Origin of the sequence: Paenibacillus jiangxiensis, from assembly GCF_046098255.1 — a bacterium.
GTDB lineage: Bacteria > Bacillota > Bacilli > Paenibacillales > Paenibacillaceae > Paenibacillus > Paenibacillus jiagnxiensis.
In genome coordinates this window covers 11,937-34,839 of sequence record NZ_JBJURI010000003.1, presented here as the reverse complement: position 1 = coordinate 34,839, position 22,903 = coordinate 11,937, and the positions used below count along the sequence as shown (strand labels likewise).

Annotated in this window: 18 protein-coding genes; 16 read left to right on the top strand and 2 right to left on the bottom strand. The window is 50.7% G+C overall.

The annotated features are described in order from the left end of the window. Nucleotides 1–21 precede the first annotated feature (21 nt). The 8 genes from ACI1P2_RS03745 (at nucleotide 22) to ACI1P2_RS03710 (ending at nucleotide 11,409) form a co-directional block, all read left to right on the top strand. A complete protein-coding gene (locus ACI1P2_RS03745) occupies nucleotides 22–513 on the top strand; it encodes a CcdC protein domain-containing protein (RefSeq protein ID WP_355316978.1) in 492 nt (163 codons plus the stop codon). Between the two features lie 232 nt (nucleotides 514–745). Next, nucleotides 746–2,173 (top strand): glucuronate isomerase, encoded by a 1,428-nt coding sequence (gene uxaC / locus ACI1P2_RS03740; RefSeq protein WP_355316976.1) that lies wholly within the window; start codon nucleotides 746–748, stop codon nucleotides 2,171–2,173. A gap of 21 nt (nucleotides 2,174–2,194) precedes the next feature. Continuing rightward, nucleotides 2,195–3,691 carry a tagaturonate reductase gene (locus tag ACI1P2_RS03735; RefSeq protein WP_355316975.1) on the top strand — a complete coding sequence of 499 codons (1,497 nt, stop codon included), beginning with the start codon at nucleotides 2,195–2,197 and terminating at the stop codon, nucleotides 3,689–3,691. A 1-nt stretch (nucleotide 3,692) separates the two neighbouring features. Next, complete coding sequence (locus tag ACI1P2_RS03730; protein ID WP_355316974.1) at nucleotides 3,693–5,183, top strand: UxaA family hydrolase; 1,491 nt, start codon at nucleotides 3,693–3,695, stop codon at nucleotides 5,181–5,183. Between the two features lie 260 nt (nucleotides 5,184–5,443). Next, the gene (gene uxaC / locus ACI1P2_RS03725; protein ID WP_355316972.1) at nucleotides 5,444–6,859 is read left to right on the top strand and encodes a glucuronate isomerase; all 1,416 of its coding nucleotides are present in this window, start codon (nucleotides 5,444–5,446) and stop codon (nucleotides 6,857–6,859) included. A 94-nt stretch (nucleotides 6,860–6,953) separates the two neighbouring features. Beyond that, entirely contained in the window at nucleotides 6,954–8,342 is a 1,389-nt protein-coding gene (locus ACI1P2_RS03720) for a glycoside-pentoside-hexuronide (GPH):cation symporter (RefSeq protein ID WP_355316970.1), read from the top strand. Between the two features lie 88 nt (nucleotides 8,343–8,430). After that, nucleotides 8,431–9,900 carry a tagaturonate reductase gene (locus tag ACI1P2_RS03715; protein WP_355316968.1) on the top strand — a complete coding sequence of 490 codons (1,470 nt, stop codon included), beginning with the start codon at nucleotides 8,431–8,433 and terminating at the stop codon, nucleotides 9,898–9,900. A gap of 18 nt (nucleotides 9,901–9,918) precedes the next feature. Next, nucleotides 9,919–11,409 carry a UxaA family hydrolase gene (locus ACI1P2_RS03710; RefSeq protein WP_355316966.1) on the top strand — a complete coding sequence of 497 codons (1,491 nt, stop codon included), beginning with the start codon at nucleotides 9,919–9,921 and terminating at the stop codon, nucleotides 11,407–11,409. Between the two features lie 96 nt (nucleotides 11,410–11,505). Here the strand turns inward: ACI1P2_RS03710 and ACI1P2_RS03705 are convergent, their stop codons facing one another. Next, nucleotides 11,506–12,438, bottom strand: coding sequence for a VOC family protein (locus ACI1P2_RS03705; protein ID WP_355316964.1), 933 nt, complete (start codon nucleotides 12,436–12,438; stop codon nucleotides 11,506–11,508). Nucleotides 12,439–12,511: 73 nt separating this feature from the next. Then, nucleotides 12,512–13,078: a dihydrofolate reductase family protein gene (locus tag ACI1P2_RS03700; protein ID WP_355316962.1), complete on the bottom strand. Its 567-nt coding sequence runs from the start codon at nucleotides 13,076–13,078 to the stop codon at nucleotides 12,512–12,514. A gap of 162 nt (nucleotides 13,079–13,240) precedes the next feature. Between ACI1P2_RS03700 and ACI1P2_RS03695 the strand changes: the two genes are divergently transcribed. The 8 genes from ACI1P2_RS03695 to ACI1P2_RS03660 all read left to right on the top strand — a co-directional run bounded on the left by ACI1P2_RS03695 (nucleotide 13,241) and on the right by ACI1P2_RS03660 (nucleotide 22,616). Continuing rightward, nucleotides 13,241–13,384, top strand: a complete 144-nt coding sequence (locus tag ACI1P2_RS03695; protein WP_355316960.1) for a hypothetical protein — start codon at nucleotides 13,241–13,243, stop codon at nucleotides 13,382–13,384. Between the two features lie 103 nt (nucleotides 13,385–13,487). Next, on the top strand, nucleotides 13,488–14,477 hold the full coding sequence (locus ACI1P2_RS03690) for an ABC transporter permease (RefSeq protein WP_355316959.1): 990 nt from the start codon (nucleotides 13,488–13,490) through the stop codon (nucleotides 14,475–14,477). 16 nt (nucleotides 14,478–14,493) lie between these two features. Beyond that, on the top strand, nucleotides 14,494–15,381 hold the full coding sequence (locus ACI1P2_RS03685) for a carbohydrate ABC transporter permease (RefSeq protein WP_355316957.1): 888 nt from the start codon (nucleotides 14,494–14,496) through the stop codon (nucleotides 15,379–15,381). A gap of 22 nt (nucleotides 15,382–15,403) precedes the next feature. Beyond that, nucleotides 15,404–17,053 (top strand): type 2 periplasmic-binding domain-containing protein, encoded by a 1,650-nt coding sequence (locus ACI1P2_RS03680; RefSeq protein WP_355316955.1) that lies wholly within the window; start codon nucleotides 15,404–15,406, stop codon nucleotides 17,051–17,053. 94 nt (nucleotides 17,054–17,147) lie between these two features. Then, nucleotides 17,148–19,127, top strand: a complete 1,980-nt coding sequence (locus ACI1P2_RS03675) for a cache domain-containing sensor histidine kinase (protein WP_355316953.1) — start codon at nucleotides 17,148–17,150, stop codon at nucleotides 19,125–19,127. Next, a complete protein-coding gene (locus ACI1P2_RS03670; RefSeq protein ID WP_355316951.1) occupies nucleotides 19,102–19,920 on the top strand; it encodes a response regulator transcription factor in 819 nt (272 codons plus the stop codon). The genes ACI1P2_RS03675 and ACI1P2_RS03670 overlap by 26 nt, the downstream gene beginning before the upstream one ends. Before the next feature lie 81 nt (nucleotides 19,921–20,001). Continuing rightward, entirely contained in the window at nucleotides 20,002–20,784 is a 783-nt protein-coding gene (locus ACI1P2_RS03665; RefSeq protein ID WP_355316949.1) for a DUF3891 family protein, read from the top strand. A gap of 119 nt (nucleotides 20,785–20,903) precedes the next feature. Then, nucleotides 20,904–22,616, top strand: coding sequence for a methyl-accepting chemotaxis protein (locus ACI1P2_RS03660; protein ID WP_355316947.1), 1,713 nt, complete (start codon nucleotides 20,904–20,906; stop codon nucleotides 22,614–22,616). Nucleotides 22,617–22,903 lie beyond the last annotated feature (287 nt).

Below are 22,903 nucleotides of genomic sequence, written 5' to 3'. Positions count from 1 at the left end.
TTTGCAGCAAGAGGAGTCAGTATGGATCAAACGCTCATCGGATATGGAGTGGCCGCAGTTATTATTATTCTGGTCATTCTGCTCAGAACACGCAGAAAAAATCGCCCTATTCGCAACAACGGGATAGGAATATTGGTCCCCATCATTATTTTGCCGATCGTGTTCGGCTTCAGTATTTACAGCTTGATGCATATCCCCGATCACCCGTTTCATTTGCCTGTGGCCTGGGAGATCCTGTGCGCATGCCTACTGGGAATCTGCTTGGGCAGCATTATGCTGTATCATACGGGATATGAGCGGCAGGAGGATGGGCAGATTTATTCCAAGCCGAACAAGAACTTTAAATACGTCATTATAGCGATCATTGTCATACGGATCGGATTAGCCGAGTACTTTAAAGGACTGGATTATACGGAGTTTACGATCCTTACGATGGTGCTGGCTTTCGTATATATTTGTGTATGGCGTATCGGCAGTTTTATCAAGTATCGCCGGGTCAGTTCACTGAACTGAGTGTCAGGCGGCCAAAGGGCATTTCCTGATCAGGAAACGGCGAGGAGCCGGGTTTTCTTGTCGAACGGAAAAATGTCCTTTTTTATTTGGGTATGAAATGGCAAGAATTTGATGTTAACGCTAACATTTTTGTTGCAATCTCCCGACTACTGTGTCATATAATAAAAGTAAGAAATTTTATATTTAAAAATGTTCACGTTAACATTACCCGTGGGAGAGGATGAATTTTTGCATGGTTAAACCGTTTCTGGATGAGAAATTTCTGTTGAACTCGGATACCGCCGTAATGCTGTATGAGAAGTATGGGAAGGATATGCCGATAATCGATTACCACTGCCATTTGAGCCCCAAGGAGATTCTGGAGAACAAAAGCTTCAAAAATCTGACCGAAGCCTGGCTGTATGGAGATCACTACAAATGGAGAATGATGCGGGCGCACGGGGTGGAGGAGCGATTCATTACGGGGGACGCGGATGATTACGATAAATTTCTGGCCTGGGCGCGGACGGTTCCCTGCATGATCGGCAACCCCCTGTATTCCTGGACTCACCTGGAGCTGCAGCGGTTCTTCGGAGTTTATGAACTGCTGAACGAGGAATCTGCTCCCGCAATCTGGCAAAAGGTCAACAGCCAGCTGCAAGGGGAAGGCTTCGGCGCCCGCGATTTGATCACCAAGTCCAAAGTAGAGGTTGTGTGTACGACCGATGATCCTTGTGACTCGCTGGAATACCACTTGGCTATTCAGGAGCTTCAGGATTTCCAAACGAAGGTGCTGCCGAGCTTCCGGCCGGATAAAGGGCTTGAGATCAGCAGAAGCACTTTTGCTCCCTGGGTGCAGAAGCTGGGTGAGGTGTCCGAGCTGGCCATTTCCGATTACGGACAATTTTTGAAAGCGCTTGAGAAGCGGGCCCGCTATTTCCACGATACCGGCTGCCGCGTTTCGGACCACGCGCTGGATAAGGTTGTATTTGCCGAGACGACATTGGAAGAAGTCTCCGCCATTTTTGCAAAAGCGATATCTGGCGAAATAGTGACGGAGGAAGAGGAAGCAAAGTACAAATCCTACACGCTGGTGTTCCTGGGCAAGCTGTACGCCGAGCTGGATTGGGCGATGCAGTATCATATTCACGCCCTCCGCAACAACAATACGAGCGCCTTCCACAAGCTGGGGCCGGATACGGGATACGATGCGGTGAACGACGGTCCGATCGCCAATGCTCTTGTTGGACTGCTTGACTCCATTGAACAGGAGGGCGGGCTGCCAAGAACCATTTTATACTCACTGAATCCAAATGATTATCATGTGCTTGCAAGTCTTGCAGGCAGTTTCCAGTCCGGCGGGGTGCGGGGCAAAATCCAGTTTGGCACCGCCTGGTGGTTCAACGATCATAAGGAAGGCATGCTGGAGCAGATGAAGGTGCTGTCCAATCTGGGAATGCTGTCATGCTTTATCGGGATGCTGACCGATTCCCGCAGCTTTTTATCTTATACAAGACATGAATATTTCCGCAGACTGCTGTGCGATCTGGTGGGCACCTGGGTGGAAGAAGGAGAGGCGCCCATGGATGAAGCACTGCTGGGCCGCCTGATCCAGGGCATCTGTTACGACAACGCTGCCGCCTATTTTAAATTCCCGGCAACGGCTGTGCTAAAGCGGTAACCACCTGACTGGAGGGGAACGATGAGCATTTTAAGCAGACAGGGAAGGCAGGAAAGAACGAATTATCCGGTAAAGGTCGTCCAGTTTGGGGACGGGAACTTCATGAGGGCGTTTGTGGATTGGCAGATTCATTTGATGAACAGCAAGCTGGACTGGAATACAGGGGTGGCGGTGCTGCAGAATCGGCCGGGGGGTGTGTCCGCAGAGCAGCTGAATGAGCAGAACGGGCTGTTCACCGTCTGTGTGGAAGGCTTCCGGGACGGTCAGGCGGTAAGGGAATACACCCTTGTGGAGTCGGTAGTTCAGGGGATTAATCCTTATACGAACCATGAGGCTTATGACGAACTGGCGCTTCTGCCTGATCTGCGTTTTGTTCTGTCCAATACGACGGAAGCGGGCATTATGTACGCGGAGGAAGACAGGCTGGAGGACCAGCCGCAGGGCAGCTTTCCCGGGAAATTAACAGCACTGCTGTACCGGAGATACCAGCATTTCAATGGAGATCCTGCGAAAGGGCTCATTATCATTCCGTGTGAGCTGATTGAGCGCAATGGGGAGACGCTGAAGGATATCGTGCAACGGCATGCTGAAAAGTGGGGGCTGGAGCAGCAATTTATACAGTGGCTAAATGAACATAATCTGTTCTGCAGCAGCCTTGTTGATCGGATTGTGTCAGGCTATCCCGAAGGGCGGGCGGCTGCAATGGAAGCGGAGCTGGGTTATCAGGACCCTTTTCTTACGGTAGCAGAGCCTTATCATTTGTGGGTAATCGAAGGGCCGGATTGGCTGCGTGCCGAGTTCCCGGCTCATGAGGCTGGCCTCAACGTGATCATAACCGATGACTTAAGCCCTTATCGGACCCGGAAGGTACGCATTCTGAATGGTACCCACACAGCGCTAACACCGGTGGCCTATTTAGTGGGGCTGAATACGGTTGAGGAAGCCGTAACTCACGAAATAAGCGGAGCGTTTGTGGAAGATCTGATCCGCAGGGAGATTATACCTGTTCTGGACATCGACGAGCAGGAGCTGCGCGATTACGCGGATTCGGTGCTGGAGCGGTTCAGGAATCCGTACCTCCGGCATCAGCTGCTAAGCATTGCGCTGAACTCATGGTCCAAGTTTGATGCCAGATTGAAACCGACTTTACTAAGCTATGTGCAGCAGCAGAAACGTCTGCCGGATAGAATGGTGTTCGCGCTCGCCTCGCTTATCGTCATGTATAAGGGAATTCGGGGCTCGGAACAGATTCATCTGTCCGATGAGCCCGTCATCCTTGAGCTGCTCCGGCAGGAGTGGGAGCAGTATGACGGAACACGCGCAGCGGCAGGCCGTCTAGTGAGCCACATTCTGCAGGATACCCGGGTATGCGGCGGCGAGCTGGGGACGGTAGCAGGGCTTGCGGAGCGGACGGCAGATTATGTCCATGAGATTGAAAGCTGCGGCATGTTCCAGGCTTTGGTCAAATTTTTTGGTCTTTCAAACCGTCTCATCTCCGCACAGGAAGGAGAAGAATGAAATGCTGGAAGTGATACGCATCAACGAGCACGATAATGTGGCGGTGGCCTTGCGTGATTTCAGCCGGGAAGAATCCGTCCGCATTGGGGAAACGGAAATCAAGCTTGCGGAGGATATCCCGCGCGGGCACAAAATTGCGCTGTCCGTCATCCAGGCAGGGGAGAATGTGCTTAAATACGGTTATCCGATCGGCCATGCCATGGAGGAGATTGCTCCCGGCTGCCATGTTCATACTCACAATACGAAAACCAATCTGACGGGTGTGGAGCAGTACCGTTATGAACCGAAGCCTGTGGTGAATGATTACAAGAATGAGCAATTGACCTTCGAGGGTTATGTCCGGAAAAATGGCGGCGTTGGCATCCGCAATGAATTGTGGATCGTACCGACGGTGGGCTGTGTGAACGGAGTGGCTGAAATGATCATAAACCGCTTCAAGGAAGAAGCGGGGTCCATTGCGCCTTTTGAACAGACGCTCGTGCTCAAGCATAACTACGGCTGCTCCCAGCTTGGCGATGACCACGTCATGACACGTACGATCCTGGCGGATGCCGTCAAGCATCCGAACGCTGGCGGCGTGCTGGTACTGGGACTTGGCTGCGAGAACAACAGCATGAACGAATTCCGGGAAGCCATTGGGGATTATGACGAGCAGCGGGTGAAATTCCTGCTGTCCCAGGAAGTAGGGGACGAAGTCGAGGAAGGCGTAAAGCTGTTGCATGAGATTCACCGCAATGCCCAGGGGGATCACAGGGAGACGGTTCCGCTGTCTGAGCTAAGCATCGGCTTGAAATGCGGCGGCTCGGACGGTCTGTCGGGCATTACGGCCAATCCGCTCGTGGGCAGGCTGTCTGATTTTATGGCGGCTCAGGGCGGAACGACCGTGTTGACCGAGGTTCCGGAAATGTTCGGTGCTGAACGGATATTGATGGAACGGGCCGCGGATGAACAGGTATTTGAAAAGATCGTGGACCTCATTAATAATTTCAAACAGTATTTTCTCGACTATAATCAGCCTGTGTACGAAAATCCCTCACCCGGCAACAAGGCCGGAGGCATTACCACGCTGGAGGATAAGTCGCTCGGCTGTACGCAGAAATCCGGAATTTCCACGGTGAATGATGTGATTCATTACGGAGAAAGACTGCAGACGAAAGGACTCAATCTGCTGAGTGCACCGGGCAATGATCTGGTGGCCTCCTCGGCGCTTGCAGCGGCGGGCTGTCAGCTCGTTATTTTCACGACAGGGCGGGGGACTCCGTTCGGTTCCTTCGTGCCCACGATGAAAGTATCTACCAATACGCCGCTGTATCAAGCGAAGCCGCACTGGATTGATTTTAATGCCGGTGTGCTGGTGGAGGGAGTCGACATGGAGGAGACCGTGCGTGGTCTGATCCGTTATATCATCGAGGTGGCGAGCGGCAAGCTCGTCAACAATGAAAAGAACCAGTTTAGAGAACTGGCGATTTTTAAAAATGGAGTAACCTTATAAGCAAGTGATACCCAATTGATCATTAAACGGCTTGTGGTCGAACCGCCCGGAGCCGATAGGACAGACGCATTCAATTTTTCCTTGAATGCGTCTGTTTTTTGGTCTATTGCAGCCTGTAATTGTAACAGTGTGCGAATATGAAATAAACTGTATTATTTTACATGATAAATATCACATGCAATTGGTGCTAAAGCAATTACAATGGAAAATGTTCACGTTAACAAAATTGCATGCAGTACACGGAAAGGGATGAACAGGAGATGACCAAACCGTTTTTGGACGAAAATTTTTTGCTTGGCAATGACACGGCGGTGACGCTCTATCATCAGTATGCGAAAGACATGCCGATTATGGATTATCACTGCCACTTGAGTCCCAAGGAGATTTACGAGAACAAAACGTTCAGCAGCATTACGGAGGCATGGCTCTATGGGGACCACTACAAGTGGAGGCTAATGCGCGCGGGCGGGGTGGACGAAGAACTGATTACCGGCGGAGCCAGCGATTATGACAAATTTCTGGCCTGGGCACGGACAGTTCCCACACTGATCGGCAACCCGCTGTACCACTGGACGCATCTGGAGCTGCAGCGCTTCTTCGGCGTTTACGAACTGCTGAATGAGAAGAGCGCGCCCGCAATTTGGGAGAAGGTCAACAGTCTTCTGCAGGGAAGCGGCTTTGGAGCACGTGATCTGATCGCCAAATTTAACGTAAAAGTGGTATGCACAACGGACGATCCGACCGATGATTTGTTTTACCATGCCAAGATCGCTGAGCTTCAGGATTTCGGTACGGCTGTTCTTCCCAGCTTTCGGCCCGACAAGGGGATTGAAATCAACCGCGATACATTCCGACCATGGGTTAAGAAACTGGGGGAAGTAAGCGGACAAAATACAGCGACATATGAAGGTTTTCTGAAAGCGCTTGAAAGTCGCGTAGATTATTTCCATTCCGCTGGCGGCCGTGTATCCGACCATGCGCTTGATACGATGATGTATGCCCAGACGACGTTTGAAGAGGCGGCGGATATTTACGAAAAGACTTTGGAGCAGGGACAGGTTGCCAAGGATGAAGAAGCCAAATTCAAAACCTATACGCTGGTATTTCTGGGCAAGCTGTATGCGGAGCGCGGCTGGGCGATGCAGTATCATATTCATGCCTTGCGCAACAACAATAGTGCCATGTTCGGCCAGCTCGGCCCGGATACCGGCTATGATGCGGTCAACGAAGGGGAGATTGCCCGCCCGCTGCAGGGGCTGCTGGATGATCTGGAAATGGCAGGGGCATTGCCGCGAACCGTTCTGTACTCCCTGAACCCCAATGACTATCCTGTACTGGCTACGCTTGCAGGCAGCTTCCAGGGTAAAGGAATACCCGGTAAAATTCAATTCGGCACCTCCTGGTGGTTCAACGACCATATTGACGGCATGGTGGAGCAAATGAAGATGCTGGCAAATGTTGGCGTGCTGTCCCGTTTTATCGGCATGCTGACCGATTCCCGCAGCTTCCTTTCCTATACAAGACATGAGTATTTCCGCCGTATTTTATGCAATCTGATCGGGACCTGGGCGGAAAACGGGGAAGCTCCGCATGATCTGGAGCTGCTTGGCGGCATTGTGCAGGATATTTGTTATAACAACGCGGAACAATATTTCAATTTTCCGATGGACGCTTGATGTTTCTTTTGTGAAATTATTCACTAAACGAGCGTATCGAACTAAGTAAGAGATGAGAAAATTTGGACATTTGAGCAATTAAGGGGTGGGTTGCATGGGAGCGCCAACGCTGAACAGCACGATCAGCACCATTAGCGGCACAAGCCAGCGTATTCAGTTAAAAGAGAAAATTTCGTATGGATTAGGGGATTTCGGGAACGGATTTATGTTTGATTTGGGGCAGCTGTATCTGCTCAAGTTTTTTACGGATGTGGCGGGCATTTCCGCCGCGGCAGCAGCCGGTATATTCCTGGTCAGCAAACTGTTTGCGGCGGTATGCGATCCGATTGTCGGCTCGTCGATTGATTACCGCAAAAATATCGGCAAACAGGGAAAGTTCAGGCCTTATTTGGTTTACGGCAGCATTGTGCTGGCCATTTTGACCGTCTTTACGTTCATATCTCCCAATCTTTCACCGGCAGGCAAGCTGATTTACGCTTACGTCTCTTATATGATTTGGGGGATCGGTTATTCTTTCGTCAACATTCCTTACGGCTCGCTTGGCGCAGCCATTACGCAGGATACGGTTGAACGCGCTTCCCTGTCCTCGTTCCGGCAGGCAGGCTCGCTTGGCGCCTTGTTCGTCACGAGTGTTGTCGTGATGCCGCTCATTTTGCTCTTTCCGAACAGCCATGTGGGCTATCCGGTGGTGATGGGCATCATGTCGTTGATTGGTGTCATCTCCTTTATTTTCTGCTATCGCGGCACCACGGAGCGGATTATCAATCAATCGGGGCCCAAAGAGAAGCTGTCGGTCGGAGTCGTCGTCAAAACATTTATCGGCAATAAGCCGCTGCTTGTACTGGTATTGATGACGATTTTCACCATTTCAGCCTACAACATCAAGTCGGCCATGCTGGTTTATTTTGCCGAGTACAATCTGGGGCATGTTGAATTGATGGCGTATATGAACTTCATCATTATCGGCTCTTCTTTTTTCGGTGTGCTGTTCCTGCCCAAGCTGGTTAAAACCTTCGGCAAACGGAATACAGCGCTGCTGGGTATGCTGGTGAGCTTCATTGCAGACACGCTAAACTTCCTGCTCCCGTCCAATGTGATTCTGTTCACGATTCTGGCCAGCGTATCGTTTATCGGCATCAGCATTCCGAACGGGGTCACTTGGGCTTTCGTATCCGATATCATCGATTTTGGCGAATGGAAATCCGGCGAACGTAAGGAAGGCACGACTTATTCGCTGTTTAATTTCTCACGTAAACTGGCGCAATCACTGTCCGGCTTTCTTTCCGGGATCGGTCTGTCGCTGGTCGGATATCAACCGAATGTCGCGCAGACACACGGCACCCTGATCGGCATAAAAGCCTTGCTGTGTCTGTATCCCGCCATTGCGCTGGCCATCGCCATGCTGGTGATCGGACTGATGTATAAGCTGACAGACAGCAAGCATGAGGAGATTGTGCAGGAGCTGCAGGCACGCAATTCATAAGCAATGATATGTGATCTTTATCATGTATGTTAACGTGTGCATTAAGTTAAAATCACAGCGAAATGAAAATAAGGGAGGACACCCCTTTATGGAAAGGTTAAACAGAGATTTTCATAAAACGAAAGCTTATACCGAAAAAGTGCTGCAATTCGGCGAAGGAAATTTCCTGCGCGCTTTTACGGATTGGCAAATTGATGTCATGAACAAAAAAGCGGGCTGGGACGCCGGCGTTGTCGTTGTGCAGCCGCTTCCGCAAGGAATGGCCGGCATGCTGAACGAGCAGGACGGGCTGTATACGGTGTACCTTGAAGGGATCAAACACGGAGAGGTGCTAAAAGAGCACACGGTTGTCGAATGTGTGACACGCGTCATTAACCCTTATGAAAGCTACAGCGAATACGAGGCGCTTGTCCGGCAGCCGGAGCTGCGCTTCATCGTATCCAACACGACGGAGGCAGGCATCGCCTTCGCGCCGGAGGACCGGCTGCACGATGCGCCGCAAAGCAGCTTTCCCGGCAAACTGACTGCGTTCCTGTACCGCCGTTACCAGTATTTCAAGGGCGATCCGGGGAAAGGCTTCATCATCATCCCCTGTGAGCTGATTGACCGTAATGGCGATGAATTGAAAAAAATCGTCCTGCAATATACGAAGTTGTGGAATCTGGAAAGCGGTTTTTCCGTCTGGCTGGAGGATGCCAACACCTTCTGCTGCAGCCTGGTGGACCGGATTGTGCCGGGATATCCACGAGACCGGATGGAGGAAATTACAGCGGAGCTTGGTTACGAGGACCGGTTGGTTGTTGTGGGCGAGCAGTTTCATTTATGGGTCATCGAAGGTCCCCAATCCGTCAAGGATGAGCTGCCTGTAGAGCAGGCGGGTTTGAATGTGCTGGTCGTTGACGATATGACCCCTTACCGGACGAGAAAAGTAAGAATCCTGAACGGTGCGCATACCGCCCTGACGCCTGTCGCCTATTTGTACGGCCTGGAGACGGTGAAGGAGGCGGTCGAGCATGAAACCGTGGGCGCTTTTGTGGATGCGTTGATCCGGGAAGAAATCATCCCTACATTGGATTTGCCCGAATCCGAGCTGCATTCATTCGCTGCGGCGGTGATGGAACGGTTCAAAAATCCTTTTGTGCGGCATTACGTCATGAGCATCGCCCTGAACTCAGTTTCCAAATTCAAAACGAGAGATTTGCCTACGCTGCTGCGCTACGCTGATCAACAAGGCAAGCTCCCGGAAAAAATGGTGTTTTCGCTGGCGGCGCTGATTGCTTTCTACAAAGGAACAAGAGGCGAACAAACCATTGAACTGGCCGATGACCCCGATGTGCTCGTCTGGTTCCGGGAGCATTGGGCGGTGTGCGACAGCACGGAAGCGGATATCCGCAGACTGGTGGAGCAGGTGCTTGGCAACGAAACTTTCTGGGGCAAGGATCTGAACGGCGTGTCCGGATTGACGGACTTGACGGCTGACTTTGTCAAGCGGATCGAAACGCAAGGCACGAAAGAAGCGTTGGACCGCTTAATAAGCTACAGCGTGCGGGCGAGTTAAATGTCGGAGGTAACGAAGATGATCGAAAGCATCAGAATCAATGAGCACGATAATGTGGCAGTGGCTTTACGCGATTATAAAATAGATGAGACACTCTGCATCGGGGACTGCGAGATTGTGCTGCGTGAGGACGTGGCAAGAGGCCATAAAATCGCGCTGTGCGATATTGCCGCAGGCGGCAATGTGCTGAAATATGGCTATCCGATCGGCCATTCGGTCAAGCCCATTCAAGCGGGTGAACACGTGCATACGCATAATGTGAAAACGAATTTGACCGGGGTGGAAGAATACCGTTATGAGCCGCGTCTGCTTCCGAATCTTTATCGGCAGGAGAGCCGAACCTTCAAGGGCTTCAGAAGAAAGGACGGCAGTGTCGGCATTCGCAATGAGCTGTGGATTGTGCCGACGGTTGGCTGTGTCAACGGCATTGCAGAAATGATCCTGAATCGTTATCAAAAGGAAGTCGGCGGCAACGGGCCGTTTGAAAACACTTTGGTGTTGAAACATAATTACGGCTGCTCTCAGTTGGGAGATGACCATGCATATACGAAGACGATTTTGGCCGACGCAGTGAAGCATCCAAATGCAGGCGGCGTACTGGTACTGGGGTTAGGGTGCGAGAACAACACCATGAAGGAATTCAAGGAGGCACTCGGCGATTACGATACCGACCGGGTTAGATTTCTGGTGTCACAGGAAGTATCCGATGAGGTGGAAGAAGGCGTGCGCCTGCTGAAGGAGCTGCATGCTGCGGCGCAGGAAGACCGCCGGGAAAGCGTACCGCTGTCGGAACTGAAGATCGGTCTGAAATGCGGCGGATCGGACGGATTGTCAGGCATTACGGCCAACCCGCTGCTGGGGCGGTTGTCTGATTATATGGCTGCGCAGGGCGGTACCACCGTGCTGACAGAGGTGCCGGAAATGTTCGGCGCCGAAACGATTCTGATGGAGCGTGCGGCTAACGAAGAGGTATTTGCGAAAATCGTACACCTGATTAACGATTTCAAACAGTATTTTCTTAACTACAAGCAGCCGGTGTACGAAAATCCTTCGCCTGGCAATAAAGCAGGGGGCATTACGACCCTGGAGGATAAATCTCTGGGCTGTACGCAAAAATCAGGCCTGTCGCCCGTCAATGACGTGTTACAATACGGTGAGCTTCTGCAAACGAAGGGCCTTAATTTGCTGAGCGCGCCCGGCAATGATCTCGTTGCCTCTTCGGCGCTGGCCGCGGCTGGATGCCAGCTTGTCATTTTCACGACAGGCCGGGGAACGCCTTTCGGCTCCTTTGTTCCGACCATGAAAGTATCCACTAATACGCCGCTTTATCGGTCAAAGCCGCACTGGATTGATTACAATGCAGGCTCGCTCGTGGAGGACACCACTCCCGAGGAAGGACTGCAGGACTTTATCCAATATATTATCGAAGTGGTAAGCGGCAAATGGGTCAATAACGAGAAAAACAATTTCCGGGAGCTTGCCATCTTCAAAAACGGTGTGACTTTGTGACAAGAGCAGCGTGATTTTGCAATGCATAGCTTTATCCCCTGAAAACGCAATGGGTTAAGTCAGCTATATCCAGCGAGTTTTCAGGGGATTATGTTTCTATTCCCCTCGAAATGCTTTTTCCAATTCCGCAAGGTTAAACTTTTTCATTTTCAGGAACGCCTGCGTGACACGTTCGCGTTGTTCCGGCGTACCCTTGGTCATCATTTCGTCCAACAGAGCGGGGGAGATTTGCCAAGAGAGACCGTATCGGTCTTTGAGCCAGCCGCATTGCTCCGCTTCAGGGACGGCGGAAAGCTTGTCCCAGTAGTAGTCAATTTCCTCTTGCGTCTCGCAATTGACCATCAGGGAAATCGCCTCGTTGAAGCTGAACGGGTGTTTCAGAGCGCTATCCATTGCCGTAAACCAGGTGTTCTCCAGCATAAAATCGCTGAACATAACCATTCCTTCCCGGTTCGGCTCCTGGCCGGGGCCATAACGAACGAGTGCGCCCGGTGTGGCATTTCGGAAGACAGAAAGATAGAGCTCCCGCGCCTCTTCCGCCTTGCCGCAATTTTCACCCACGAACATCAAGGAAGGGATGATTGCCGGACGCGGCTCCCCATCCGGATTCGTCAGAATGAGCTGCCAAGTGAGGCCATACTTGTCCTGAATCCAGCCATACCGTTCGCTGAACGGATACTTGTCCAAGGGCATCAACGCGGCGCCACCTTCGGACAGCTTATTCCATACCTGGTCGATCATTTGACGCGCATTCTCATCACGGGACGGGTCGAAATTGACCATAAACGAGATGGAAGGATTGAATTTAAAGTGCGGTCCGGCGGAGATGGCCATAAACGGATGTCCCCAGACGGTAAAAGAAACGAGGTCGCTATCACCCGAAGGTGTATCGTACAGAGTCACCGCGCTCGTTATTTTGGAGTCCGGGAAAACAGAGCAATAGAACTCTGCGGCTTCCTTCGCCTCCTTGTCGAACCACAGGTGCGGGGTAATAAGGTTGGGAAGTGAACGGTTTGTGGCATCGTTCATGACATTTCCTCCTTTAAGATGGTGGACAATCTTTTCTCCCTGATTCTAGCACGATGGATGGATTTTCTTGAAATTACTCCTTTCTCTGGTAATATAAACCGACCACGCCATTGCTGAATGATTTGCTGTCTGTTAATTGAAGGGAGTATGCTTTTTCGGGAGATTCAAACAATTTCTCCCCATGAGAGGCAATTGCAGGATGGACAAAAACCCATAGATCGTCGAAAAGTCCATACTGAATAAAAAACTGCCACGTTCTCAATCCGCTTTCGACCGAAATCGTTCCAACAGTATCCTTCAGGTTTTGCATCTCCCGGACAAGGGATTCCTCATCCTTGACCGTGATTTGCTCCGAATTTCTCCATACGAGATCTTTTACTGAGCGGGAAATCACGATTTTCGGGATATCGTTAATTCTCTTTGCGATCGAGCGCTCGATTGCAGAGGGAGACGATTGCTCCGCATTCTGCCAGTACTCGGCCAACTCCGAATATGTATTTCCCCCGACGATGATCCGCTCTATTCCGTTATAATAATCCAGATACTCTTCAAGAATTTCATCGCTCATCGTGAACCATTGATCTTCATTGGTGACAATGCCGTCCAGAGACATGTGCATAGTCAATATCGCTTTTGCCATTGAGCCGCCTCCTATATCACTCTTTTAATGATGGAAATTCGAGGATAATATATCACGTCTTACTTTGGTAATCAAACCTGTCTAACCAAAAAGGAATTTTATGCGAATCAATCTGGATATGCTCAGAACAAGGAACGGGCAGAAGTTTTATCTGGGGGCGTCTTGCAGGGCTATCGTACGGCAGACGGTGTGCCCGAGAAGGTTAAAGAGCTGCTGGAGAATTACTCCATGGAGATTTTCGTCGAGCAAATGCGGCCAAAACGGTTCCAATATGCCTCAAAATACTTCAAAATGTCTCCCACCTGAAAAATGAGCACCGAACCAAAAATTTGAACCCTAGGATTTGAAGAAAGCAGCATTTAAAATAGAAATGTAAGTGCTTACAAATAGAGAAGGGAGGTCATGACACATGGATCCCGAATTTAAGACTGCAGGTGCGGCGCAGGATGGTACCGCAGAGACAGGAGCACTCGTTCAGCGCAAGAGAGGGGCGGCCTTCCTGTTTCGGAAGCTGTATGAACAGAGATATCTGCAGGTGATGGCGCTGCTGGGGCTTATATGGATGATGATTTTCAATTATTTTCCCATGTACGGAATTGTGATCGCTTTCAAGGATTTCGATATTATCAGCACGATTCAGGATGCGCCCTGGGCGGGTCTGGAGCATTTCAAGGCCTTTCTGGAGGATGATAATTTCTGGAACGTCGTGAACAACACACTCGGCATCAGTCTCCTTAAACTGATCATCGGATTTCCGCTGCCGATCCTGTTCGCCCTCTTTCTGAATGAAGTCCGTTCCATACGCTTCAAGAAATCCATTCAGACGATCTCGTACTTGCCGCATTTTCTGTCATGGGTCATCCTTGGCGGTATTCTCGCCACCTGGCTGTCGGATACCGGGCTTGTGAACGAACTGCTGCTAGGCTTGGGGTGGATCGACAAGCCGATCACTTACCTGGCCGAGCCGGACTACTTCTGGGGCATTGTCATCGCTTCGGATATCTGGAAGGAGCTCGGGTGGTCAGCCATTATTTATCTGGCTGCCATGGCGGGAGTTTCTCCGGATCTGTATGAGGCTTCAACGATTGACGGAGCGGGGCGGTTTCAGAAAATGTGGTATGTTACGCTGCCGTCCATTAAAGGTACAATTTCCATCCTGTTCATCCTTGCGGTCAGCGGTATTTTAAATTCGAACTTCGACCAGATCCTCGTACTGCGCAATTCACTGAACGAGAGCGCGAGCAGCGTAATCGACGTGTATGTGTATCAGGTCGGCATTCAGCAGGGCCGGTTCTCCTACTCGACTGCTGTAGGCCTGCTCAAGGCGGTTGTTGCACTCATTCTGCTGCTGCTGGCCAACAGTGTTACCAAACGGCTCAACAATACATCGCTGTTCTGAAAGGAGGACGGAATAGATGTCGTTTCTGCGGCGCAAGACGGCAGGAGAGGCCGTATTTGATGCGGTTAACAATGTAGTGATGCTTATCATCTGTTTTGTAACCCTGTACCCAATCTGGTACGTGCTGGTGCACTCCTTTAATGACGGAGCGGACGCCATGCAGGGGGGCATTTTCTGGGTGCCGCGAGTATTCAGTCTGGATAACTACCGGGCGGTATTTGCCAGCAGCGGCATCATGACCGCCATGGGGGTTACGGTGGCAAAGACGCTGGTCGGCACGGTAGTGCATGTCTTTTTTACGGCCATGGTGGCCTATGCCTATTCCCGGCGGGAATTGATCGGGCGCAGATTTTACATGATTGTTGGCACGGTTACGCTGTTTTTCGGCGGCGGGCTCATTCCGACGTACCTGCTGATCCGGGATCTCGGTCTGCTGGACAGCTTCTGGGTGTATATTATTCCGGCGATGTTCAGCTTTTTTGACCTGATTATTTTTGTTTCCTTCTTCCGGGAGCTTCCTGACGCCTTGGAGGAGGCAGCGAAGATGGACGGGGCGAATGATTTCAAAATTTTTTACAGCATTGTGCTGCCCTGCTCGATGCCGGTGGTGGCCACCATTGCTCTTTTTCATGGCGTGTATCAATGGAATGATTATTTCACAGGCATGATCTATATCAACGATACCAATCTCCAGCCGATACAGACATATCTGTACAGGGTGGTGGCCCAATCAAGCTCCAACCAGATGATGGCAGCGGCTCCCGGCGTTGCGGCACAGACGGTGACCTCACAGTCGATCAAGCTGGCGACCATGGTCGTGACAACACTGCCGATCGTGCTGGCGTATCCTTTTTTGCAGAAGTATTTCGTGAAAGGCCTGATGATCGGTTCGATCAAAGGTTAAGCAGATCAAAAGGGGGATTTAAATGTTCACACGCAAATGGCGGGCAGGCATTCTGGCATTAATCACGGTGTTCATGCTAACAGCATGTACATCCAGAGGTGGGGGAGGCTCCACACCGGCAGCACTGGAGGATCCCAAAACACCGGCCACGGCCGACGAGGCGGGCTGGAAGGCGGATAAAGAGCCGATAACGTTCGACTGGTATTTGAACTTCTCCTGGTTCCCCAACAAGTGGGGAGTGGATGCCACCTCCCAGTATGTGACGAAGAAAACGGGGGTCAGCATTAATTTCATCGTACCGGCCGGCAATGAAAACGAGAAGCTCAACACGATGATTGCCTCCGGTAAATTGCCAGACTTTATCACTCTGGGCTGGAGCGAGGATGCGGTCAAAAAAATGATAGAAGGCAAAATGGTGCTGCCGCTCAATGAGCTGGCGGAAAAATACGACCCGTATTTCATGAAGGTGGCGGACCCGGCCAAGGTTTCATGGTACCAGCAGCCGGACGGCAACATTTACGGTTATCCCAACGCGTCCTCCTCGCCGCAGGATTACAAAAAGTATGGCCAGAACTTTGTATCCAACCAAACGTTTATGGTGCGTAAGGACATCTATGAAGCTCTTGGCAAGCCGGATATGAGAACGCCGGAGGGTTTCTTGAAAGCGCTTCAGGATGCGAAGGAGAAGTTTCCGGAGGTCAACGGTCAGCCGCTGATTCCGCTTGGACTTCATGAATTTACAGACGTAGGCAACTATTCCCTGAAAGAGTATCTGCAGAATTTTCTTGCGGTTCCTTACGAAAAGGACGGCCAGATGTATGACAGGATGACCGACCCGGAATTTATCCGATGGCTGAAAACGCTGCGGAAAGCAAATGAAATGGGTCTGCTGGCGAAGGACATATTTATCGACAAGCGTCCGCAGATGGAGGAGAAAATCGCTCAGGGCCGTTATTTCGCCATGCTATATCAGCGCTCCGATATGGTTCCCCAGCAGGCAAGCCGCTACGTCAATGACCCGGATTCCGTATATATTGCAGTGGACGGACCGGCCAACAGCAAGCTGGATCCTCCGACGCTGGCGGGTCCCGGCATTTCGGGCTGGACGCTGACGCTCATCTCCAAAGACGTGAAGGACAAGGAGCGGGCGATCGAGTTCCTCACCTATCTGATCAGCGAGGAAGGCAACAAGGATCTTTATATGGGTGAAGAAGGTGTAACGTGGGATATGGTAGACGGCAAGGAAACGTTCAAGCCAGAGGTGCTGGACCTGCTGAACAAGGATCGGACGGCATTTGATAAAAAATACGGCGCCTCCTTTACCTTCTGGATGATGATGGATACGAATATGAATCTGAAGTGGGCACCGCCGAGCGTCGAGCCCGCGAAACAGCCTGAAGACTGGACAAAAGGCAAAACCTTCAGCTTCTCACAATATGATAATACTATTCCTACCGGAACTTCCGCAGAGGGCATCGCCAACAGCAAAATCGACCAGGCCTGGGGCAGAACGCTGCCGAAGCTGCTGCTGGCTTCATCGGACAGTGAGTTTGATCAATTGCTTGAGAAGTTTCTGAAGGACCGCGACGAGGCGGGATATGATAAAGTAAAAGCCTATCAGGCAAAGGCCTTCGCGGAAAATCAGAAAAAGATAGAAGCCTTTGCGCAATAACCACATAAGTGAGGACCTGCAGCTTGCTGTTTTATAAAGAGCTGTACACCTTTTTCGAAAAATCCCGCAAACTGTCGGGATTTTTCGAGTTCGTATGAGAGGGATGCTCCTGCTGCCTGCTCTGTCTGACTATTCCATAAATGAGATGCCGGAAGTGATTTTCATGCGTGCTGTTCTACGGAAATGGATTGAAAAATTAATCATGAATGCGGGCGGATTGCCGCTGCAGATCAAGCTGATCGCTGCATATATCGGTGTCATACTGGTTCCCGTCGTGCTTTTCTCCATATACACCTTTCAGCAGCTGTATGATAATACGCTGCTGGATATGACGAGAAAAAACGAGTTTGCGCTGGACAGCGAGCTGAAGGATATGATGAACAATATGGAGATTATGGAGCGGACGGCGCAGCTTGCCGTCTCGGACCGCGCGGTGCTCAATTATTTAACGAGCAGCAGGGAGCCGGGAGCGGAAGAATTGGTTAATTTTAATATGAACATTTTTCCCAATCTGCAGCATTTACTGTACAGCAACCCGAAAGTAACAAATATGCGGCTGTTCACGGACAATCCTCATGCCAAGGAAATATGGCCGGTCATTTTCCGGGAGGACCGAATCTACGACAAGGATTGGCTTCCCAAGGTCCGTGCGCGGAACGGGATGACGTGGTGGGAGATATACAGAGGCCCTGAGGATATTTTGCGGACTGGGCAGGCCGGCAGTCTGGAACAGACATCCTATATTTCTTTGTTAAGAGAAATACAAGCCGCGGAAGGAGTGAAGGGTGGTATCGTGCAGATCGATATGGAGCTGGAGGATTTTTCACCCAAAACCTTCGGCAGCCTGCAGGATGGGGAATCCCAGATGCTGGTCTTCAGCCGCGATGGGTCAGCCTACTTCCGTCCGGACAGCAGGCTGACCGGCAGCATCACGGCAGCGGCGATCAGGGAACAGCTGCGGATGCACGCTGAGGGTGAGCAGGGAAGTCTCCGCTTTTCCATCAAGGGCCAGCCGTACCTCGGGTTGTACAGAACGATCGACGGGCCTGACGCTTATCTGGTCAATGTCGTGTCGCTGGAGCCGGTCTTGTCCGACATTCGCGGCAGGCGCAATCAGCTCGTCGTCATCGTTGTGGTGCTGATTGCCTTCATGTCGCTGATTTCATACGGTCTGCATGCGCTTATTTTAAGACAGCTCACCACGCTTCGTGATTCCATGAAGCAGGTGCATGAAGGGAATTTCGAGGTGCGGATTCCGGTCTATGGCCAAGGTGAAATCGCCGAGCTCGCACGCCATTTCCGCAGGATGCTGGGCAAGATCAAGGAACTGATCGTCGAGGCTGTTGAGAAACAGGCGGCAGCCAAGGAAGCGGAGCTTAATTCGCTCAAAAATCAGATCGACTCGCATTTTCTGTATAATACATTGGAAAATTTGAAGATGATGGCTGAGGTGGAGGGCCAATATCCGCTGTCGGATGCACTGACCTCCCTTGGCTCCATGATGCGCTACAGCTTTCAATGGTCTGCCGACTTCGTCACCCTGGAGGATGAAATCCGTCATATCCGTAACTATATGGCGCTGATGAACATCCGGTATGATGACAGGCTGAAGCTGGAAGTGAATGTTCCGCCTGGGCTGCTTGCCCACAGCGTGCTCAAGATGTCGCTGCAGCCAATCGTGGAGAATGCGGTCAAGCATGGCTGGCAGCCCGAGCATGCAGGGGAAAAGCAATTTACGGTTCGTATTCAGGCGGGCGAGCATAACGGGAATCTGCATATTCTAATCACAGATAACGGGCCGGGGATGCCGGGATGGAAAGTGAATGAAGTGAATGCGGCGCTCCTAACGGGAGATGAGGAGCTTCAGCGGCCGATGGATGCTGCCAGTCGGTTATCGAATCATGGAATTGGCCTGCGGAATGTACAAAAAAGAATCCGCCTCCACTGTGGAGAAGGCTACGGCATTCATGTTGATAGCGGACAGGGAAGCTCCACCACCGTGCATATGGTGCTCCCTCAGAACATATCCGCCAAGGGAGGTGATCAGGATGATCAGGCTGCTGATTGCGGATGATGAGAAAAATATCAGGCTTGGGTTAAAGGCCATGGTCGAGCGGGAATTCCCCGGGGACTTCGAATGTTATACAGCCGAGGACGGACGGCAGGCATGGAATCAGGCCAATGAGAAACGTATGGATATTGTCATTACTGATATTCGAATGCCGCATATGGATGGCATTCAATTGATGCGCCAGCTGCGTAATTTACGTCCAAGGCCGCTCGTGGCTGTGCTTAGCGGTTATGGCGAATTCCAGTATGCCAAGGAGGCTATCCACTGCGGCGCACAGGAATATTTACTCAAGCCGGTCGTCCGGGACGACCTGTTCTCCATGCTGAAGGAGATGGAGAACACGATACATGAAAGGGAACTGCCGGGCAGAGAACGGGAAGTGCCGCAGGCTGTGATCAGGCAGGGAAAAGAAGGCGGCCCGGGGAGGTCGTATGAGCTGGACCGGGCCGTCGAATATATTCATAAGCACTACAAGGAGGATTTGAATATGGCTGTCGTGTCCAACCTCGTATCGTTAAATTACACGTATTTCAGCCATGCCTTTAAATCCTATACAGGTGTAAGTTTTGTCCAATATTTGAGAAACGTGCGCATTCACAAATCCAAAGAGCTGCTGGAGCGCACGGAGCTCAGGATTTATGAGGTCGCGGCAGCCGTCGGGTTTGAGAGCGCCAAGCATTTTAACAAGGTCTTCAGAGAGAAGGAGGGCATTACCCCGCAGGAATACCGGGTCAGGCATCATGCTCTGCGCAGGAGTGGGGATAGGTTCGGTTTCGGCAGTTTGCCCGAAGGTTAGCGTATAGTGGCATTTGGCCGCAAGCCATTGTTATAATGAAAGAGACAAAGCGAGAATGACATCATGACAGGGGGTGCTGATATGATTGTATTCGAAACGGAAGACGCATTTGTCATGACTGCACAGCATGACCACGGCCGCATTGCAGGTGAACTGGCCTCCAACTGGAAGGAGGAGCATCTCGGCTTTCCGGACAACAGGGAGGAGCTGGTGTACGCAGCATTTCGCCATGACCAGGGCTGGATTCGGCTGGACGCCGCCCCGTTCTGGAACGATCATGCAGCGGCTCCGTATACGTTCAAGGATTTTCCGCTGAGTCCCCGTTTTGTGTTTTACAAATTGGGCATTGATGAAGTGGAGAAGGAGCACCCCTATGCCGCGCTGCTGTGCAGCAGCATGTACAGTGAGCTGGTGGAACGAAGCCGCGGTGAGCATCATGAGGATATACGGATCATTAATGAATATCTTGCAGATGAAGAACAGAGAAGATCTCATATCTATCAGTCACTTGGCGGCATCGATGTCTGGCATGACCGGCTGCAGTCCGATCTGCAGAGATTGATGTTCTGCGATGAGCTGAGCTTGTTCATCTGCATGCAGCCTCCCGGTACGCCGGCATCCCAGTATGAATGGTTTGCTGACGGCCTGAGTACGGCAGGCCTCGGGCACGGCGCAATCCGTGCCGAATGGACTTCGGAGATTAGCGTTGGCCTCTCCTTCAATCCGTTTGAGCATAATGCCCGGGTAACGCATTTATACCGTAACGTTCACAAGCGGGACATCCGGGAGCATGGCCTTGCGGAGGCCTATCGCTTAGCACCGGTGCAGCAGCGAATAGTTTCAATTGAAAGTTTTCCTACCTGATTCTTTTTTCAACCATTCCGCTCCAGCTATTAAAAAATTGGATAATTTTATCCATTCAAATCTCTTGATATTACACCGATATTATCTCCTGAGAATAAACATTCAAAGGAGACGCCATTGTGAAGCTGTTAAAAAACCTGTCCATCACAAGAAAGCTGTTGATTATTATCGTTGTAAGTGCTTTGGCATTGGGTACAGTAGGATTTTTGGGACTGAACTACATCCGGACCATGGCCAAAAACTCAGAGGTAATGTATAAAGAAAATTTGCTTCCTCTGGGGGACATTATGCAGATCAGGGTGAATGCCAGAGCAAGTGACGCATATACTCTGGAGCTGCTTGTAACCGAAGATCCGGCAAGAAATAAAGAGTTGAATGACGAAATCGCCTCTGCCTGGGAAGAAATTGACGAACTTGTAACTGGAATTGAAAAGGGCAAATTAACAAGTGAACAGCAGGAGCTGCTTAATCAATACAGAGAGCAAGCCACAGCGCTGAACACGAGCAGAAATCAGGTCATTGACTTGGCATTGCAGAATAACAATAAAGAAGCCTACCAGCTCTACTTAGAAGAAGTTGAGAAGTATCGTCAGCAGGTCAATGACACTTTGAAAGCACTGCAGAAATCCAATATAACGTATGCAGGCTCCATCAACAGCATGAATCAGGAAAGCTCGCGCGGTATAACCATATTTGTATCGGTAGTTGTCATTGCAGCTCTTCTGCTGTTAATTCTGCTTAGCACAATGATTGCCCGCATGATTGTAAAACCGGTAAAAGAAGTGGTGGGCTTGCTGCAGCAAGCGGAGAACGGGGACTTTACCGTTAAAGGAAGCTATCACTCCAGAGATGAAATCGGCGAGCTTTCTTCCTCGTTTAACAATATGACCGCCAAACTTCAATCCGTATTCAGCACCGTACAGGAGTCTACGCTGCTTGTGGCTTCAGCTTCAGAAGAGTTGAGCGCCAATGCCGAACAAAATAGCAAGGCCAGTGAGCATATAACGATCATCGCCCAGGAGCTTGCCTATGGATCCGAAAAACAGGTTGACCAGGTGGAAGAGAGTTCAAGAGTTATTACAGATATTACCGGTCACACAAGAACGATCACTCATAATACGGAGAAAATGAAAAAGGATGTCCTGCATGCCTCGCAAATGTCCTCTGAGGGCAATCAGGCGATCGAGGAAGTAAACAAACAAATGAATTCGATATATTCGAATGTCAACAGCCTGTCAGAGGCTGTGAAAAGCCTGAATGAACGCTCCAATGAAATCGGGAAAATCACGAATGTGATTACAGGAATATCGGCCCAAACGAATCTGCTGGCCTTGAATGCGGCGATTGAAGCGGCCAGGGCCGGAGAGCATGGCAAAGGTTTTGCCGTTGTTGCCGATGAAGTGAGGAAGCTGGCAGAAGAATCCAAGAAGTCGTCGGAACAAATTTCCGGACTGATTCAGCTGATCCAAAGCGAAACGGAGCATACGCTGCAAACTATGGAAAAAGCCTCGGAAGAGGTTCATTCCGGCATGAACGTTGTCCAGCATGCAGGGCACTCTTTCTCCAGCATAGATCAAGCAGTGAATGAAGTTGTTTCACAAATTGCGGATATTTCGGAAGCGCTGGCCAAACTGGCTGACGGTACGGATAATGTGAATGCAGCCATACTGGAGGTAAGCTCCGTAGCCAAGGAATCTGCCGCCAATTCGCAAAGCATCTCCGGCGCAACACAGCAGCAGCTTGCTTCCATGGAGGAAATCACCTCTTCTTCCCAAGCGCTTGCCGGTTTGGCGGATAATCTGCAAAATACAATAAAACAGTTTAAGATCTAGTTATAGTATAATAGTACTGTAAGCTAAAGTCCCTCTGACGGAAACCGGAGGGACTGAGCAGCAGTTTATATCCCTCCTCAAGAGATTATATAGATTTGTCTTTCCTGCTATAATCACTGTTTATTTCCAACTCATTTCACCATGTTTACATACTGCTTCACACGGCTTGTCCATAAAACTCTCCTGATCAGCCAGTATCTTCAGTTCATTGTTCGCACTTCATCTCCCTAGTATTGATGCCAGACCGATCGAATATGTTGTTGCATAGATGTTCATATCCCAAGCTG

Coding starts and splice junctions, on each gene's coding strand:
- ACI1P2_RS03745 (WP_355316978.1), top strand. CDS start 22: ATGGATCAAACGCTCATCGGATATGGAGTGGCCGCAGTTATTATTATT.
- ACI1P2_RS03720 (WP_355316970.1), top strand. CDS start 6,954: ATGGGAGCGCCAACGCTGAACAGCACGATCAGCACCATTAGCGGCACA.
- ACI1P2_RS03690 (WP_355316959.1), top strand. CDS start 13,488: ATGGATCCCGAATTTAAGACTGCAGGTGCGGCGCAGGATGGTACCGCA.
- ACI1P2_RS03680 (WP_355316955.1), top strand. CDS start 15,404: ATGTTCACACGCAAATGGCGGGCAGGCATTCTGGCATTAATCACGGTG.
- ACI1P2_RS03700 (WP_355316962.1), bottom strand. CDS start 13,078: ATGGCAAAAGCGATATTGACTATGCACATGTCTCTGGACGGCATTGTC.
- uxaC (WP_355316972.1), top strand. CDS start 5,444: ATGACCAAACCGTTTTTGGACGAAAATTTTTTGCTTGGCAATGACACG.
- ACI1P2_RS03730 (WP_355316974.1), top strand. CDS start 3,693: ATGCTGGAAGTGATACGCATCAACGAGCACGATAATGTGGCGGTGGCC.
- ACI1P2_RS03705 (WP_355316964.1), bottom strand. CDS start 12,438: ATGAACGATGCCACAAACCGTTCACTTCCCAACCTTATTACCCCGCAC.
- ACI1P2_RS03675 (WP_355316953.1), top strand. CDS start 17,148: ATGAGAGGGATGCTCCTGCTGCCTGCTCTGTCTGACTATTCCATAAAT.
- uxaC (WP_355316976.1), top strand. CDS start 746: ATGGTTAAACCGTTTCTGGATGAGAAATTTCTGTTGAACTCGGATACC.
- ACI1P2_RS03715 (WP_355316968.1), top strand. CDS start 8,431: ATGGAAAGGTTAAACAGAGATTTTCATAAAACGAAAGCTTATACCGAA.
- ACI1P2_RS03710 (WP_355316966.1), top strand. CDS start 9,919: ATGATCGAAAGCATCAGAATCAATGAGCACGATAATGTGGCAGTGGCT.
- ACI1P2_RS03685 (WP_355316957.1), top strand. CDS start 14,494: ATGTCGTTTCTGCGGCGCAAGACGGCAGGAGAGGCCGTATTTGATGCG.
- ACI1P2_RS03670 (WP_355316951.1), top strand. CDS start 19,102: ATGATCAGGCTGCTGATTGCGGATGATGAGAAAAATATCAGGCTTGGG.
- ACI1P2_RS03665 (WP_355316949.1), top strand. CDS start 20,002: ATGATTGTATTCGAAACGGAAGACGCATTTGTCATGACTGCACAGCAT.
- ACI1P2_RS03735 (WP_355316975.1), top strand. CDS start 2,195: ATGAGCATTTTAAGCAGACAGGGAAGGCAGGAAAGAACGAATTATCCG.